Genomic DNA, 16,496 nt, shown 5'->3' with positions numbered 1-16,496 from the left:
TGCTGCTTTGCACGACCTATAAACGAAACCTACTCTCAAATGAAACTTACAATGCAACAGGGCCGGCAATTTCGGTACGACTCGCTTCGCGCACTTGGTGTTGACGATGCTTATCCAAATATTGCTCAGCTTTTTCAAGTTGTTGCTGAATAATGTGATTATTTTGACCCATCACATCGATTGCTTTTGATTTAAACGTATCCATCGCGTCCATCGCTTTAAAAGTTTGATCAAACATTTCTTTTAACTTATCGATGCCGACCATCGGGTTTTGTGCAAACTGCCCAAGCCTATCCGTATGCTGATTTAGCAGACGGCCTGTTTCACCAATTAAACTCTCAACAGTCTGGTTGATGCCTGTTAATGCATCCATCACTTTGATTTGATTCCCTGTCGCACGAGCGAGAGTTTGCGCAACCGCAAGGGCACTCATTCCCGTTGTAGCAACACGACTACAGCCATTCATCATCTCTCGACCCGTCTTCTTCAGAACATCCAAGGCCAAATAGCCGTTCGTGCAAACTGCCTGCTGTGTCAACATGTCCTGTAAATTTTGTCGTGCATAGAACAGTACTTCTTGTTCGAGTGCTTGAGCACGCACACTATCGTGCGCCTTTAAAGCCAATACCCGCTCATGCAAGCGTCGGTCTAGAGTTTCTGCAAAGTAAATGGCACCATTTAATTTTTGCATTGCTTCCCACAACTTCGCACGGGTAGCTTCAATATCAAGGACATCGCGTTGCATATCGTCACGTGCCGCGTAAAGCTGCTGCATACTCTTCTGTAGCTGACTGGCTGCTCCCTGATACCGTCGAAAATAACTCTGCAATTTATTTCCATAAGGAATCAAGCCCAGCAATTTCTTCGGCTGAAATAAATCACCTTCTTTTCCCGGATTCAATTGATCTAGATGTTCGCGCATCTCTTGTATTGCTTTGAAAGCGGAGCTATCTTCCATACCGATGAAATTAGTTTGCAACAGACGCCCCTGCATCAGCCCTGATGCAATTGAGATTTCCTCACGCCCTAAAGCGAACGCGCTATCAAGTCGCGTTTTGAAACTCTCACTTTGCAAATCTTCTGACAACAAAGCTTGCATAAAATGTTCAACTTGATCCTCAACCGCGTTTTTCATATCGGCGCTCAGTGGTACAGCTGCTTTTGCCACTTGTTCGCTAACTGGCGTGATCACTTCAGGGGCTTGTAAGACAAATTGACTATTCAATGGGCTTGTTGTGTGATCTTTCATTTTCTTCCTTTCGGATCAAATTAAATTTATGGCAATATAAATTGACATTAATTTATTGGCAATATGCATTTAGTCGATTGACCTTTTCGTCGGAAATTTGCTCTAGGTTCCTCAGGCACTGGGTCTCACGCGACACAGCTTGACTCCGAACAATCGACGACAAAATATGCCAGCGGGCCTTCAAATATTCCACTTTCACGATACAAGTCGCACCTCCCTAACAAGCGAGTCTCCCTAGGCGATACCACCGACAAATTTCACTCGACTAGGCCTTCTTATGCGTTTCCAAGAATCTCCACGGCTTCCGTTCATTCTCTTGTAAACTGGCTAAGGCACATGTGTCTAATTCTTCTTTTATCTTGCTATGCATCCTGCAAATAAACTCAAACTCAGTTTCGTCATCCTTTGTTTTCTCAGCGTATTCTGGTACTTAGATCGGCCATTTCCTAACACAGGTGCACTTTACGATAGCCTTCCTGTTGACAGGACTAAACTCACATCTCAAACCCAATATACTTCTCCCGCAGCGAGTATTCAGGTTCAAGGAAAAATCAACTCGACACTCAAAGACTATCTATTCAAATTCACACAAGTACACCCGAATCAAACAGGCATTTATATTTTGGAAAATGCACTGGATTCCCTCTTGGCTAGAGCATGGTTAGCCGATCATGCGCATCACAGTATTGAAGTCCAATATTTCAAATGGAGTAACGACAATATCGGCACGCTCGCATCAGAAGCACTATTGCATGCCGCAGATCGAGGTGTGAAGGTCCGCGTCATCGTCGATGATCTATACATCGAGGCCGAAGATAAGACGTTTCTTGCGCTTGCAAGGCATCCGAATATAGAGATTCGGATCTACAATCCCAAACACCGAGTGGGGACCAACGTCGGCAATCGCCTTTGGAGTGTCATTGCCGACTTCAAGAGCGCAAATCAGAGAATGTACGACAAATCTTTTGTTGTGGATGGCGTGATCGCCATCATCGGAGGTCGGGATATGACTAGCGAAGCCTTCGATCCTCATCACCGTGCACATTTCCTAGATCGTGATGCTCTTTTAATCGGTGATGCTATGGACAGAGTACGTGCAAATTTCGACAATTTTTGGCAGCATCCATCGACTAATGCAGTCGAGAAGATTTTTGCGGAGAGTCGTCTTGCCCACCTCGAATTTGACGATCCAGAGATCCTGAAAATCTATCAGCAGTTGCATCTCTATGCGCAGGAGACATCCAACTTTAATCCAGCAATCAAACCGGAAATATCAAGCCTGCCTGATACTTTTGAACGACTTGTGCGTGAAATGATTTGGACCAAAGTCGAGTTCATTCATGATGTTCCGGGCAAAAATCACAGTGCTGGCTGGCAAGGCAACGGCGACAACTCGCGTGCGCTCGCGCAACTTGTCAGATCGGCGAAAAAAGAAATTTTAATTCAATCGCCTTATTTGGTTCTCTCTGACCAAGTTAAATTGATAATCAAGGAATCGTTAGCTCGTGGAGTGAAGATTTCAGTTCACACGAACTCACTCGCCTCAAGCGATAACTTGCAAGCTTTCAGCAAATATCGCGAGCAGCGCGAAGACTTACTTAAAATGGGACTACAAATATACGAATTGAATCCCAACCCAATCAATTCAAGACGCCTATTGCATTCTCCTGTCATCGAAAAATTGAACCCTAAGGTGTTTGGGCTACACGCAAAGTCGATGGTGATCGACCAAGAAGTTGCCTACATTGGTACGTTTAATTTCGACCCGCGATCTGAAAATTTAAACTCAGAAGTTGGCGTGCTGATTTATAACTCACAGTTAGCCCAAGGCTTGGCCGAAACAATCAAGGCCGATATGCAAAGTGAGTACAGTTGGAATGCAGCCAAAGATAACCCCGATCGAAATGCGGACTGGCTAACCGTTCTCAAAATTCGCTTTTTACAACACCTACCACTACGACCACTTCTATGAAATCTTGCGTATGAAACCGGGAAGGCAGATTGGCGTCTAGGCAGAATCACACGTATTTTGATGTGAAGCGAGCTCAATGAAATGCGGTAGCTGTTTGATCGATACATCCTCCAGCTGGTTTAATTTTATATGACGACGTAATTTGCCCTGACCCGCCAACATGCCAAATTGATCGGGTAATTTTGCACCGTCGCTAAACTCGATGGTGATGTGATTCGAATAAACGAATACACCACAAAAAGGCTGAAGTATTCCAAACAAAATGCCGCCATACTTCACCTCTTCGACGATTCCCGGAGCCATGTCTAAGATAATTTGGCGCACAGCTTGGACCAAAGTATAGTGATCCGGACGCGTCAAACGAAGGTCGTCCAACAATCCTTGTACACGCTCATCCTGGAGCTGATGATGCAATGTGGTCTCCTAGCATTGAAAAACTGCGAAAAAAATCGGATTAGCCAGTTTTTACAAACCTGATCACGGGTCGATGATCAGCGTGCGTGATTGACTGTCTCACCGGCAAGCAGAATAGGCTGCCACAAAACTTGCAAGTCTGAGGGCGAGGTCCCGTTTTGCAGTAAAAGCAGCATTTCTATCATTTTCTTTCCAGCAAGATCAGGGTTCGGTTGTTCGATCGTGGTGACATGGTAGCCCGCCAATGAATCCTCCATTTTTCCCCAAACGATGATAGAAATCTGCTTTCCAATGGCGATTCCCGCATCAAGCAAAGCACGCATCGCGCCCACACCTGCCATATGATTGTCCACGATCACGGCGCTTGGAAGGATGGAACCATTTAATAGCTGCTGCATGGCTGCATAGCCTCCCCGACGATCGTTCGAATTATTTTTTAACAGATCTGGATTGCATTGCAAACCGGCGTCCTGCATCACAGTCTGAAAGCTATCGAAGCGTTGACGGGCAAAGTTCATTTCCAGAGGCGCGCTCATCAAGGCGATCCGCTGGTGTCCATGCGCTAATAAATGTTCGACAGCGATACGCATTCCGCTTTCATTGTCATAATCAAACCATGCATGAGGTTCGTTGACACGGGTACGTCCATGCGCGACAAAGGGCAAGCCATGTTGGGCTAGGTAGGCAACCCGTTCGTCATAGAGTTTCGTACGCCCAACGATCAAGCCATCCACTCGACGCTCTTTCACCATATGTTCATATGCGCGTAACTCATGTTCTGGCGATACAGGCGCCATGATCAGATCCATTTGCCTGACTTCGAGTGCCTCAACCATGCCGCCAATAATTTGCATAAACATGGGGTCAGCCAAATCGTTTGCTATCAATGCGTGGATTATGCCTATCACATTGGTACGACCAGACGCCAAACTCCGCGCCATGGGATTGGGGCGGTACCCAAATTGCTCTGCTGCTTCGAGCACTCGTTGACGTGTGCGTGCACTGACCTCTGGATAGCCATTTAATGCACGGCTCACCGTGGTTTCAGAGATACCGAGATTTTGTGCCAAGCTTTTGAGATTCATGGGACCTATAAGGTTTGCGAATACATACGGATTAAAAAGAAAGGAAGTGTAATAGTATGCGACCTGCTATACAAGCCTGAACAAACAAGTCAGATCGCAATACCGAAATTGGCGCTTTCTTCTAAATAATGCACAGCGTTTACCAATTAACACGAATTAAATTCGATCGTTTTCCTGCCTTGCTGGCGTTGGTTGTAAACTCCAGCTCCAATTTTTGGGTCTGTCTATCCCACTCAAATTTTAAAATTTGATCGCCAAAATGGACTTGTTTTGGTGCATCTTGGATTTGATGAATCGTCAATTTGACTTGTTTATTTTGCGCTGGCATTCGCTTGCCATGCACCTGACTTAAGTGGATTTGCAATTGCGACTTGCTAGCGTCAAATCGACTTTCAAATTGATGGAGACGATACAAGCCTTGACTAAACGCCTGTGGCGTGACGCCATCATCTTCATACATTTTCCCACGGCTAGATACGACACTCGCATCGTGATAATAGTGCAATTCCAATTGCTGCTCTTGATAGAATTGCGTGCTTTGCATCGGTGCCGCCATCGGAATCAGTGCTCCTGCACGAACAAAAACAGGAATATGGTCCTCCTGCACATCAACGCTATGAGATCTACCACCGTCATAGATACGTCCAGAATAGAAGTCAATCCATCGACCCGCGGGAAATAAAACATCCGCTTGTTTCTGCCCAGGATTTGTGACAGGTTGGACTAAAAAATCCTGCCCCCACAGATAGGAAGCGGAATGTGCTAAAAATTTTGGGTTGCTTGAATCTTCGAAAAACAAAGGACGCATCAATGGCAAACCTTGCTCCTGATTCTCAAAAGCAAGAGTGTAGTTATAGGGAAGCAAGCGATAGCGCAAAGTCACCGCTGCTTTGGCTAAACTCTTTGCTCTGTCCGCGCGATAAACCACCTCAGAGGGCACTTCCTCCTGCGCGTGTGGTCGGAAAATTGGTTGAAAAACGCCATACTGCAACCAGCGAACATACAGTTCATCATCTAAATTTGCCCCAGCAAAACCACCTAAGTCAGAATGCATATAGGCCATCCCTTGCAGCCCCATCTGCAAAGCGATTTCGGGCTGTGAACGCAGTCCGCCCCAAGTGCGATTAACATCGCCCGACCACGGAATCAATCCAAACCGTTGCGATCCCGAATAACCAGCGCGCATCAAGATAAACGGACGCTGATTGGGTAAATCTTTCTGGTAACCTTGCGCAACCAGTTTCGCCCACTCATGACCATAAATATTGTGGACTTGATCGGCCCCCAATTGGCCATCAGCATGACGCAAGGCACTTGGATGCACTTCAGGCTCACCCAAGTCACCCCACACACCAGCAACACCCAAGCTCGCGAGGTCTTTATAAATTTGCCAAAACCATGTTCTTGCTTTGGGTTTAAAAATATCAATTAACCCCGTATTGCCAAAATAAAAGTCGTAGGTGTAAGGTTTGCCTGCATGATCAGTCGCCAATACCTCTTCGCGCACTGCCTCTTGCCATCTTTTTGAGGTCGTTAATATAAACGGCTCAGTAATTAAAACCGTCTTGACACCTTGTTGATTAAAATCTGCGATCATCGCTTTGGGATTTTGAAATTGATCTGGATCGAAAGCCAAATTCCCCATTGTTCCCTTAATCTCTTTTCCGAACCAATACAGATCAAAAATAATCGCATCAACTGGAACTTGCTCGTGTCGGTACTGTGCAATCAATTGGCGTGCTTCCGTCTCCGAGTGATATCCAAAACGACTAGCAAAATGTCCTAGGGCCCAACGCGGTGGCAATGGCTGGCGTCCAGTCAATTGTGTGTAATGACCGACCAGACTTTGCCAATCATTTCCTGCAATAACTTGGTAGGTTTTACGTCCACCGATCGTTTCATAAGTCAAGGTATTCGCTTTACTACTATCAAGATCTAGGGTTCCGATTGCAGCATTATCAAAATGGATGCCGTAAAGTTTCGATGAATAAACTAAAGGAATGCCGAAATTCATCTGACTAGATTGTTCTTCATATCCATAATGCGCCTTGTTATACAAAGGCAGACGATGCCCCCGACGATTCATGCCGAGAGCGCGGGCACCCGCCCCGTACAGCATTTCTTGCGAATCAAGATTAAAACTCAATCGTTCTTGATTTTTCTCTGGGCTTTCAATTTTTTCATAGCCTAACTTCTCCGAAGTAAGTAATTTCCCGTGATAAAAATAGCGAAGTTGGAATGGTGATTTTTGAATCTGAACTGCGATCCCTTTTGTCGCATAGTCGATATGCGTTGCCGACTCTTTAAACTGCGTCAAGGCAGTGAGTGGCCGAGCGACCACGGCGTGCGACTGCTGTTCGAAACTGCTTAAAACTTGTCCTTGCGGAATAAAACTTGTCTCAATCACGTCATTCGAATACGCACGGATCTTATAGAGTCCATCATTGGTATGAACTTCCAAATGCGTGGGCCGTACATCAATTTTTTGAATCAAACGATGTGCATTCTGGGCGACGGCTTGTCCCGAAAAAACGATTGCCAAACCACTGCTCGCAAAGCCCACAAGATGTTTTAAGGAAAGAGATTTTTTCATGGCTTGCCCAATAAGATAATCGAATGCGTCGCATGCATTTCTAGCATGCCATTCTTGATGATATGTTTTGTTCCAGTGTAATAGTCACGCACAACTTCACCGTCTTGAAATACCCCATCGATAGGAATGCTTAAGGCCTTACCGATTTCTATATCCAGTGCGGCAATCACAGCATCGCTCACACCATCCTTTTGATAATGGCGTTTAAAAATATACGGTGTGGCAGAAATTTGTTGATGAACACCCGCTCCCACTGCAATATGCGCTCGTCGAAATTGTCCTAGTTTTTGCCAATGAATCAGCAAATCTCGATAAGACTTAGAGACTTGAGGCGGTGAGTTTTTCGGAATCTCAGGCAAGGGTTTATGGCCTTGCAAGACGCTCCAATCCATCATCGAACGTAATTTTGCATCACCTTGCGCTTCATCGATATTCAACATGCGAGCAATTTCGTCACCATAATAAATTTGCGCCGAGCCAGGACTTAACAGTAACTTTGTCGCCGATTCAAACGTACGTTGACGCGTTGGATCAAATGGACTGCCATCATCATGTGAACTGATGTAATTCAATACGGAATAACCACGTAGTTCTTTCTGCAAATACTGCGAGTAACGACTAAACAATGCCTCATAGGATAGATTTGCATCCGATTTGAAGCCAAAATTGATCATGCTGTCGAAACCGTTGGCGTAATAATTGATTCGAGAACCACCATCCATCCGAAACAATAAACCATCACTAATCGGATAGTTGTATGCTTCAGCGGTCATAAAGAACGGGTCATCACTCAACTTTTTATTCGGATTGGCCTTTTTCCACTCCTCGAAAGCAAGACTGGCTTCTTGCTTCAATTCCTTCCAAACTGACGCTTCCACATGTTTGACGGTGTCAACGCGAAACCCATCTATTCCGTGACGGCGAACCCAATCCGTCTGCCATTTTATTAAGTAATACCGTGGAGCACGTGGATAACCCGTGCGGCCAAAAAAAGCCTCAAGCTCTTGAACCTCACGTTGATAACGACCTTCTTGTTTCCACTTCTTAATCAAAAATGGCGGAAGCTCGACGGGCTGATCACTTTCGGTCAAAAAGTCAGGCAAATTTTTAACGAGAGTGCATTGCATTGCCCCGTTTGCCGACTGGTAATCACAAGTGGGGGACGTTCTAACCCAATCGGCTGGCCACACTGGATCGGACTCAGTTACAGGTCCCGTATGATTCAGAACCACATCAAGCAAAATCCGAATACCGTGTCGATGGGCAGTCTCAATCAAATTATTCAAGTCTTTTTCTGTTCCCCAATTCGCATCGATGCTCGTAAAATCTTTTGCCCAATAGCCATGAAACCCATAAGATTTGCCGGTACCTTCATCGGTAGCAGCATGAATTTGTTCAACCGGAGGCGTGAGCCAAAGCGCATTAACGCCTAATCGAGAAAAATAACCGTCCTTAATTTTGGCCGTAATCCCCTTCAGATCACCTCCCATGAAACCACGCAACGCTGCCGCATCAGCTTGACGACCATAAGCCAAGTCATTCGATTTATCAGAATTAACGAATCGGTCCGTCAATACGAAATAGACAGTTGCGTTCTCCCACAAGAATGGATGGGAACTGACTTGTTTGTGACGTTCAGCAGCACTACTGCTGAAGCCAAAAAACACGATTGCAATCGACAAACTAAGCAAAGTCTTGCGGAACATAGTTCTTTCCTCTATTTTCATTGTGAGCTTCAACTTTTGTGTTGTTGTGCTCAAGCTTGCTCCGCACACGGATAAGGTGAAATCGGTGCCGAATGCCACGCGTCAGCACCAACTGATTTCGTTATGAACTGATTCCTGTCTTGCACCTATTTCCATCTTCCAAACCACTCTCGGTCTTTCTGTGCGGCAGCAACGTCGAAAAATCAATCCATGTTGTACTACTGTGCTTTAACCTGATCAACCTTGTCTTGCACCAATAAAGTCAACACACCTGCCAGCACCATACAAGCGCCGCCGAGCATTAATACTTTGACCGATTGATTCGCGAAAAAATGTTTCAAAATCGCTCCCAGTACCACACCCGCAACGATCTGCGGAATCACAACGAAGAAATTGAATAAGCCCATGTAGTAACCCATTTTGTTGGCTGGTAAGGCACCCGCTAGGATTGCATAGGGCATGGTCAAAACACTAGCCCATGCGATTCCAACACCGACCATCGGCAGCAACAACATTTCTTTACTAGTAATCGCGAAAATACTAATGAGACTGAGGCCACCGATCGTGAGACACAATAAATGCACCATCTTACGGCTAGTAATTTTTGCCAACATTGGTAGCAAAAATGCGGCTATTGCGGAAACACCGCCATACATCGCAAACATAATACCGACCCAATTACCTGCTTCTTGGTAAGCACTTGATTGTGCGTCGCTTGAATGAAATACACCCTGCGCAATCGATGGTGTGGTGTAGACCCACATCGCAAATAAGGCGACCCACGTAAAAAACTGCACGATCGCCAATTGCACCATCGTCTTAGGCATTTTAAAAAAGCCGCCGAGGATCTCTTTCACTGCATTCGCCAAGCCCTTGTTCGCAGCACGCTCTGCCAAAAACGCATCCATATCGGCTGGAGCATCTTCCTTGCTCAGTAAAACGGTCCATAAAACAGCGAGGAAATAGACAGTTCCACCGACATAGAACGAATAGCGCACGGTGTCTGGAATCGCACCATTCACAGGTACATTGCTGACGCCCAAATAGTCGGTAAAAATCGTTGGCAACAAGGAAGCAATCACACCACCGCAACCGATGAAAAAGGTCTGCATTGCAAACCCGCCGGTCTGCTGACTCGCATCCAATTTATCACCAACAAATGCCCGAAATGGTTCCATCGATACGTTGATCGACGCATCCATCAACCACAGCACAAAGACCGCCATCCACAATACGCTAGAGTTAGGCATCAAAAACATCGCGATGGATGCTAAGACCGATCCAACAAAAAAGAATGGGCGTCGACGTCCCCAGGTCGGATGCCAAGTGTTATCGCTCAAATATCCTATCAACGGTTGTACTAAGAGACCCGTAATCGGTGCTGCTAGCCAAAGTATCGATAAGCTGTCGATGTCCGCGCCTAGGGTCGCGAAAATGCGGCTGGTATTCGTATTTTGCAGTGCAAATCCAAATTGAATACCAAAAAAGCCAAAGCTCATGTGCCAAATTTGCCAGAACGTTAGGCGCGGTTTTGCTAGTTGTTGCATTGTTGTCCCCTCAAAAATTCTATGTTTCATTGGCAAGGCACATTCAGCCATGCCGCGATTCTTCTTGCTCTATGCACTGCGGCTAATCAATTCACGAAGCCGCGCTAACTTTGGTTGTACGACTGGCACTGTCAACATCGTGCTGCCGATTGCCATTAACAGCAAGGCGGTGAATGTCGCATCGGTGATGATTGCTTTGTCTAGCAAAATATTGGCGAAAATAATCATAATGAGCGCTTTAGTTTGTAGTAGCCACGCAATGATGCTCGCTTCGCCAGGTTGCCATTGCAATATACGTCCAGCAATTTGAATCCCGAGCCACTTGCCACTAATAGAGGCAAACAAAAGACCAGCTGCGACGAAAAATACAACGACACCTCCTAGAGTCCAGTTGGTTTTCAAACCAGTACTCAAGAAAAATACGGGCATCATAACGAGCAAAACATGGTGCCGGAGCAAATCCATCTTCTCCTGATTAAACCATTCTGCATCCATCACAGCGCCAGCTAAAAAGGCACCTACCATAAAATGCAATCCCGCCCAGTCTGCGGCAAACGAGCAAAGTGCCAGCCAAATTAAGGCGACATACCAACGATCCTTTTCTTCGATCGCTTGCATCAATTTTCTAAACCCAAAGGCAACAACACCAAATACCACGAGAAAGATCGCTTGTCGTCCAACCCTAGTCCAATCAAGCATAATCAAAGCCAAAACACCCCAGATCGCAATATCATCGACACTCGCGTAACGCAAAATTCTTTGTCCCATGGGTTCACGCAGAATCTGCAATTTTTCCATCAGTAAAATCAAAATTGGGAGAGCAGTAACCGCGCAAGACATTCCGATTCCCAAGACAAATTGCCAACTCAATGCTTTTTGCCCCATCCAACCTGGAAATGGCAACATCAATACAGCAACGACACTTCCAAACATCAAGGGCACACCCAAGGCAAGACCTGCAGTGATTCCGCTTTCGCGCTTGTGTTCCCACGCTTTTCGCAGATCCAGCTCTATCCCGGCGATCATTACAAATAGCATGACAGCCCACCATGCCACTCCATTTAATCCTTGTACGACGACAGGGTTGAATACAAATTGATAGACATCGGGCAAGGCATTCCCTAAAACCCCGGGGCCTAGCAAAATGCCAGTAATAATTTGCACCACCACCAAAGGCGCGAAATAGTCTGTCCTTCCGAGCCGCCAAATCAAATAGGGCAAAGTAAAAATCACCAACATTGCGATCAGAAAAATTTCCGTATTACTCATCATTGCCAGACCTTTGTCGAGATTTTCAAATTAGCTTCGTGGTGCCGCACAATGCTTGGCAATATACGCGGCATGATCTGGCATTACATTGACGCATTTTTTAATCACATCTCGCACACTTTCAAGATACTCCAAGGTATCCACTTCGGTTTGTAAGTCGACCAATGCGTGATAGCCTTCTACTGGCATATTTTGGCCCTCAAAAACTTGCAACCAACCGACTTCAGCGAACAACTCATCGTCGACACGCAAGAGTCGCCCACTCGCCCGATACATCTCCATCTTGTGTGTTAAAGAATCAGGAACTGCCATTGCAGCACAGTTTTTCCAAAAATCGGCGTCATCGCGTTGATTCAACTTGTAATGCAAAATCACAAAATCCCGAATTCGCTCGAATTCAAATCGACTTTGACGGTTGTATTCTTTGATATCAATCTGACTAAATTCTCGACTAGGGAAAAATTGGATCAAACGGGCGATTGCGGTTTGAATCAGGTGAATACTGGTGGACTCCAAGGGTTCGAGGAAGCCCCCTGCTAAACCGATCGCAACCACATTCTTATTCCAAGCTTGCTTACGCATACCCGTCGTAAATTTAATTAAACGCGGATCGGCCAAAGGTTTGCCATCAAGGTTCGCCAATAGACACGCAGTCGCTTCATCTTCGCTAATGAATTGGCTACAAAAAACATGGCCATTGCCAATTCGATGCTGAAGCGGAATACGCCATTGCCAACCAGCTTTATGCGCAGTAGAACGGGTGTAAGGCAATAGTGTTGGTGCTGATTCACATGGGACGGCAATTGCACGATCGCAGGGTAAATAGTGTGTCCAATCTTCATATCCAGTGTGCAAGGTCTGCTCGATCAACAGGCCGCGAAAACCCGAACAGTCGATAAACAAATCACCGTCTATCGTCGTTCCATCTTCCAAAACTAAGCCCGTGACAAAACCATCCGTATCACGCTGCACCACTCGTGTTATTTTTCCCTCGGTGCGGATCACGCCAAGTTTCTCCGCATATTTCCGTAAATATTTGGCGTAAAGGCTAGCATCGAAATGGTAGGCATGGGCGATCTGATTTAATGGTGAATTTTCTACTTCGCGATTCGCTGGCATGAATTTATTCGCCTTTGCCGCCATACGCGTGATGGAATATTCTTCCAGTTTTGCGACTTTTCCTTGTTGATTATATTTTTGCCAGTACTGATCAAATCGGACGGTATAAGTATCTTGACCTATCGTGCCAAAGCCATGCATATAGCGGTCACCCAGCTTGCCCCAATTTACAAATTCAATACCCAATTTGAATGTGCCTTGGGTCTCCCGCAGAAAATCATTCTCGTCAATTCCAAGTACGTGATTGAAGCGCTGTATCATCGGAATTGTTGCCTCACCGACGCCAACTATCCCAATTTCATCCGATTCAACAAGGCGAATATTGTATTGCCCTTGTAAGGTACGAGCTAAAGCGGCGGCCGTCATCCAGCCGGATGTACCGCCACCAACAATGATGACATCTCTAATCAAATTAGTATTCATTATGCGTTCTCACATCAGAAAGAATGAATTGAAAATGGTGGGTATATCAAAGCCATATTGTGGGCTTCGAAGTACACGATCACCGCAATAGTAGCAGTGTAGCCGAGCGCGTTAGATCACCCCACATTTTCAATTCAATCTCGAAACTTAAGCCGATTTGCAAACAACATCACTAATAAAAACTAGCAATCATTTCGATGCTCAAGCAAACCCGCACTGCATTTGCAGGCAAAAAAAAGACCCCTGCCATGCCGCGCAGGGGTCTTTACTTAGTTCAGATTAGAACTTGTAGTTTGCACCGAACAAATAGGTTCTACCGTAAGTCACTTTATTCGTAATCACGTTAGGATCTGTGTTGTACTCTTGGAATGGCGTGTTGTTCCAGTTATTCGCTTGAATCAACAAAGACAAACCTTTCAACCAGCCGGTTTGGAATTCGTAAGATGCTTGCAAATCAACCAGCGTTTCACCCTTCACCATCGTCAACTGCATATTGTCTTGATAGTCGCTAACTTGACCCAAGAAATCAGAACGCTTACGTGCAGCCCAAGCCACTTGGAAGCCATTTTTCTCGTAGTACAGACGCAAGTTGCTGACTTTCTTCGACAAACCTGGCAATGGAATGTTCAAAGAGCTCACTGCCACGTTGCTAAAGCCAAAGCCTGGCAAAGTAATTTGGCTCGATGTATCTGAGTGATTCAACATCGCACCAAAGCCATCGAGGTAAGATGAGAACATATTGAACGGCACGTTGATTGCCATTTCAAAACCAGAGATATTGCCGCCTTCACCATTACGTGGTGAAGTCAACAAACCAACGGTTGAACCTTTGTACGCACCAGTCAAAGGCAACGGCGTTTTTGCACTGACATAAGGAGCAAAATCAAATGTTGTTGGCGAACGATAGATGTAGGTATCTAAAGATTTATAGAATCCAGCGATACTGAAATAACCTTTGTTACCAAAATACTTCTCGTATGATAGATCCAAAGATTTCGCCAAGAAAGGCTTCAGATTTGGGTTACCACCGCTACCAGTCAAAATCGGATTATTTCCTTGCGTGGTCACGCCGAATGCTTGGCTCGCACGCATATCATCCATATTTGCACGAGACATGATTTTCGCTAAACCAACGCGGAAGAACTGATCATTGCCCAACTCATAGGATACGTTCAAACTTGGCAGAATATTCGAGTACTTCGTACCACCACCCACGACACTTGATGGACAAGTTGCTGCCGTGATGCCTGTGCAGTTCGCCAAATCAACTTGGTTACCGGTTGAAGATTGATCAGTATGAACGAACTGCAAACCGACATTACCGCGGTAGTTCAATCCGAGCATCTGACCGTCAAGATCGCCCATCGCATAAGCTGTCGTCACTTTTTCATGTACAGACCAGTCTTTCGCTAACACAGAAGCATCAACCCAACGCGCCAATTCATAGATTGAACCTAATGAGCCTTCAGGATCAAATGAGACAATCGGCAAACCGGTCGTTCCAGCTACACCCACTGCAGTGCCCGGCACTGTCGCGGTCGCATAGCCATTCGCACCTTTAACAACCAAACGACCTTCTTGGCCTGCGCGAATTTTTTCACGATCTGTACCGTTGATACCAAAACGAGCGGTAACGATAGGACCAAAATCAACATTGCGACTCGCATTCAAACGGAAACTCGTTACTTTGTCGTCTACAGTCGGCAACGCAACATAACCAGCCTGAGGCGAATTGACGCCGCCACCCCAACCGTCAACGTCTGTCAACTTCGCAACATTACGATCACCAAAGTTCAAACTAGTCGTATATTTGACATCATTAAAATTACCACCATTAAAACCGGTGTAGCTGATCGACGCGAGGTTGGTCGCATCACCTGGCTGACCTGCGGTTGTTTCATAGCGTGATGCATCTTTCTTGGCTTTGGAGTAAGCCAAATCTGCATTCAATGTCCAATCGTCGAGTTTCAAATCACTGTTCCAGCCGATAGAAGTAAATTTATCTTTCGCTGATTCTTTGTGATTACGCACAACACCTTTATAGTTGCTGAACGTCCCTGCAGTTGCCACGCCGTTGACGATCGTTGCATTGCTCAATACGCCATCTGGATCATAGCCGCCAGCGGAACCCGCAACGGCACCTTCCAAACCTGTTTTCTTCAAACTCGAGCTACCCGCTGAGTAAAATACATCAACTGTCGATTTGAAGTTTTTGTTTGGCTTAAACTGCAAAGTCATCGATGCACCGTCACGGTCGCTCTTACTGGTTTCCGTGTCAGCACCGAAGCCACCGATGGTTTTGACTTTCGCACCGTTATAATCAACTTCTGGAGACCAACCACCCCAAGTATTAAATCTTTGTTGTGCGCCGCCATCTTCTTTAAACTTAGTGAAGCCTAAAGACAAACCGATTGTGCGATCAGCGAATTGATCCACATAGGAGAAAGAGTAACGATCACCAGAACCTTCAGAGGCGGTTTTCACACCAGTACGTTGCTTACGATAAGCAGCGGAAATTACTTGCTTACCGAAGTCCAATGGTTTCAAGGTATTCAAATCAATCGTTGCAGCCAAGCCTTGACCAATCAAAGATGCATCAGGTGTTTTGTAAATCAAAACAGAACCCATCAATTCTGCTGGGAACAAATCAAACTCAGGCGCACGTGCGTTACCAGTCGATGCTTGTTCGCGACCATTCAACAAGGAACCGTTAAATGATGGCGACAATCCACGCACACTAATATCTGCAGCTTTACCAGAAGAACGGCTACGTTGCGCAGTCACGCCTGGCAAACGCGCAATAGACTCTGCAACACTAGAGTCAGGCAATTTACCGATATCTTCAGCAGAAATTGCTTCTACGATGGAAGTCGAATTTTTCTTCAGAGAAATCGCCGCTTCGATACCGCGACGAATACCTGTCACAACAACTGTATCAACGCCTTGCGTTGCATCTGCCTTAGCTGCTTCTTTCGCTGTCTCCGCTTGTTGTGCATAGGCTGCACCGGAGTTCAAAGCCAGCATCATCGCGCAACCAGCCGCGATCGGCGTCAATTTCACCACGGCACGGTTCAAGCCTGAACTTTGCTGGCGCTTATTTAGATTCAATTCCATTTAAA

General features: G+C 45.8%; 10 protein-coding genes. 1 reads left to right on the top strand and 9 read right to left on the bottom strand.

The window, feature by feature from the left end; genetic code table 11:
• Window positions 1-46: 46 nt before the first annotated feature.
• Window positions 47-1,249 carry a toxic anion resistance protein gene (locus KDM90_RS13975; protein WP_212676245.1) on the bottom strand — a complete coding sequence of 401 codons (1,203 nt, stop codon included), beginning with the start codon at window positions 1,247-1,249 and terminating at the stop codon, window positions 47-49.
• A 364-nt stretch (window positions 1,250-1,613) separates the two neighbouring features.
• On the opposite strand from KDM90_RS13975, the gene KDM90_RS13970 reads away from it, so the two are divergent.
• The gene (locus KDM90_RS13970) at window positions 1,614-3,221 is read left to right on the top strand and encodes a phospholipase D-like domain-containing protein (RefSeq protein ID WP_212676244.1); all 1,608 of its coding nucleotides are present in this window, start codon (window positions 1,614-1,616) and stop codon (window positions 3,219-3,221) included.
• A 36-nt stretch (window positions 3,222-3,257) separates the two neighbouring features.
• Here the strand turns inward: KDM90_RS13970 and KDM90_RS13965 are convergent, their stop codons facing one another.
• The 8 genes from KDM90_RS13965 to KDM90_RS13930 all read right to left on the bottom strand — a co-directional run bounded on the left by KDM90_RS13965 (window position 3,258) and on the right by KDM90_RS13930 (window position 16,491).
• On the bottom strand, window positions 3,258-3,635 hold the full coding sequence (locus KDM90_RS13965; RefSeq protein WP_212676243.1) for a DUF1801 domain-containing protein: 378 nt from the start codon (window positions 3,633-3,635) through the stop codon (window positions 3,258-3,260).
• 77 nt (window positions 3,636-3,712) lie between these two features.
• A complete protein-coding gene (locus KDM90_RS13960) occupies window positions 3,713-4,720 on the bottom strand; it encodes a substrate-binding domain-containing protein (protein WP_212676242.1) in 1,008 nt (335 codons plus the stop codon).
• A 139-nt stretch (window positions 4,721-4,859) separates the two neighbouring features.
• Window positions 4,860-7,313 carry a glycoside hydrolase family 31 protein gene (locus KDM90_RS13955; protein ID WP_212676241.1) on the bottom strand — a complete coding sequence of 818 codons (2,454 nt, stop codon included), beginning with the start codon at window positions 7,311-7,313 and terminating at the stop codon, window positions 4,860-4,862.
• A complete protein-coding gene (locus KDM90_RS13950) occupies window positions 7,310-9,019 on the bottom strand; it encodes an alpha-amylase family glycosyl hydrolase (RefSeq protein ID WP_212676240.1) in 1,710 nt (569 codons plus the stop codon). Before KDM90_RS13950 ends, KDM90_RS13955 begins: the two co-directional genes overlap by 4 nt.
• Before the next feature lie 218 nt (window positions 9,020-9,237).
• The gene (locus KDM90_RS13945) at window positions 9,238-10,566 is read right to left on the bottom strand and encodes an MFS transporter (RefSeq protein ID WP_212676239.1); all 1,329 of its coding nucleotides are present in this window, start codon (window positions 10,564-10,566) and stop codon (window positions 9,238-9,240) included.
• Window positions 10,567-10,635: 69 nt separating this feature from the next.
• Window positions 10,636-11,835: a cation:proton antiporter gene (locus KDM90_RS13940; RefSeq protein ID WP_212676515.1), complete on the bottom strand. Its 1,200-nt coding sequence runs from the start codon at window positions 11,833-11,835 to the stop codon at window positions 10,636-10,638.
• A gap of 30 nt (window positions 11,836-11,865) precedes the next feature.
• The gene (locus tag KDM90_RS13935) at window positions 11,866-13,377 is read right to left on the bottom strand and encodes a tryptophan halogenase family protein (protein ID WP_212676238.1); all 1,512 of its coding nucleotides are present in this window, start codon (window positions 13,375-13,377) and stop codon (window positions 11,866-11,868) included.
• A 279-nt stretch (window positions 13,378-13,656) separates the two neighbouring features.
• Window positions 13,657-16,491 (bottom strand): TonB-dependent receptor, encoded by a 2,835-nt coding sequence (locus tag KDM90_RS13930; RefSeq protein ID WP_212676237.1) that lies wholly within the window; start codon window positions 16,489-16,491, stop codon window positions 13,657-13,659.
• Window positions 16,492-16,496: the final 5 nt, after the last annotated feature.

The organism is Affinundibacterium fentianense (assembly GCF_018139545.1).
Taxonomy (GTDB): domain Bacteria; phylum Pseudomonadota; class Gammaproteobacteria; order Burkholderiales; family Burkholderiaceae_D; genus Undibacterium; species Undibacterium fentianense.
This window is presented reverse-complemented; position numbering and strand designations above follow the sequence as displayed.

Coding starts and splice junctions, on each gene's coding strand:
- KDM90_RS13960 (WP_212676242.1), bottom strand. CDS start 4,720: ATGAATCTCAAAAGCTTGGCACAAAATCTCGGTATCTCTGAAACCACG.
- KDM90_RS13930 (WP_212676237.1), bottom strand. CDS start 16,491: ATGGAATTGAATCTAAATAAGCGCCAGCAAAGTTCAGGCTTGAACCGT.
- KDM90_RS13940 (WP_212676515.1), bottom strand. CDS start 11,835: ATGAGTAATACGGAAATTTTTCTGATCGCAATGTTGGTGATTTTTACT.
- KDM90_RS13945 (WP_212676239.1), bottom strand. CDS start 10,566: ATGCAACAACTAGCAAAACCGCGCCTAACGTTCTGGCAAATTTGGCAC.
- KDM90_RS13955 (WP_212676241.1), bottom strand. CDS start 7,313: ATGAAAAAATCTCTTTCCTTAAAACATCTTGTGGGCTTTGCGAGCAGT.
- KDM90_RS13935 (WP_212676238.1), bottom strand. CDS start 13,377: ATGAATACTAATTTGATTAGAGATGTCATCATTGTTGGTGGCGGTACA.
- KDM90_RS13950 (WP_212676240.1), bottom strand. CDS start 9,019: ATGTTCCGCAAGACTTTGCTTAGTTTGTCGATTGCAATCGTGTTTTTT.
- KDM90_RS13975 (WP_212676245.1), bottom strand. CDS start 1,249: ATGAAAGATCACACAACAAGCCCATTGAATAGTCAATTTGTCTTACAA.
- KDM90_RS13970 (WP_212676244.1), top strand. CDS start 1,614: ATGCATCCTGCAAATAAACTCAAACTCAGTTTCGTCATCCTTTGTTTT.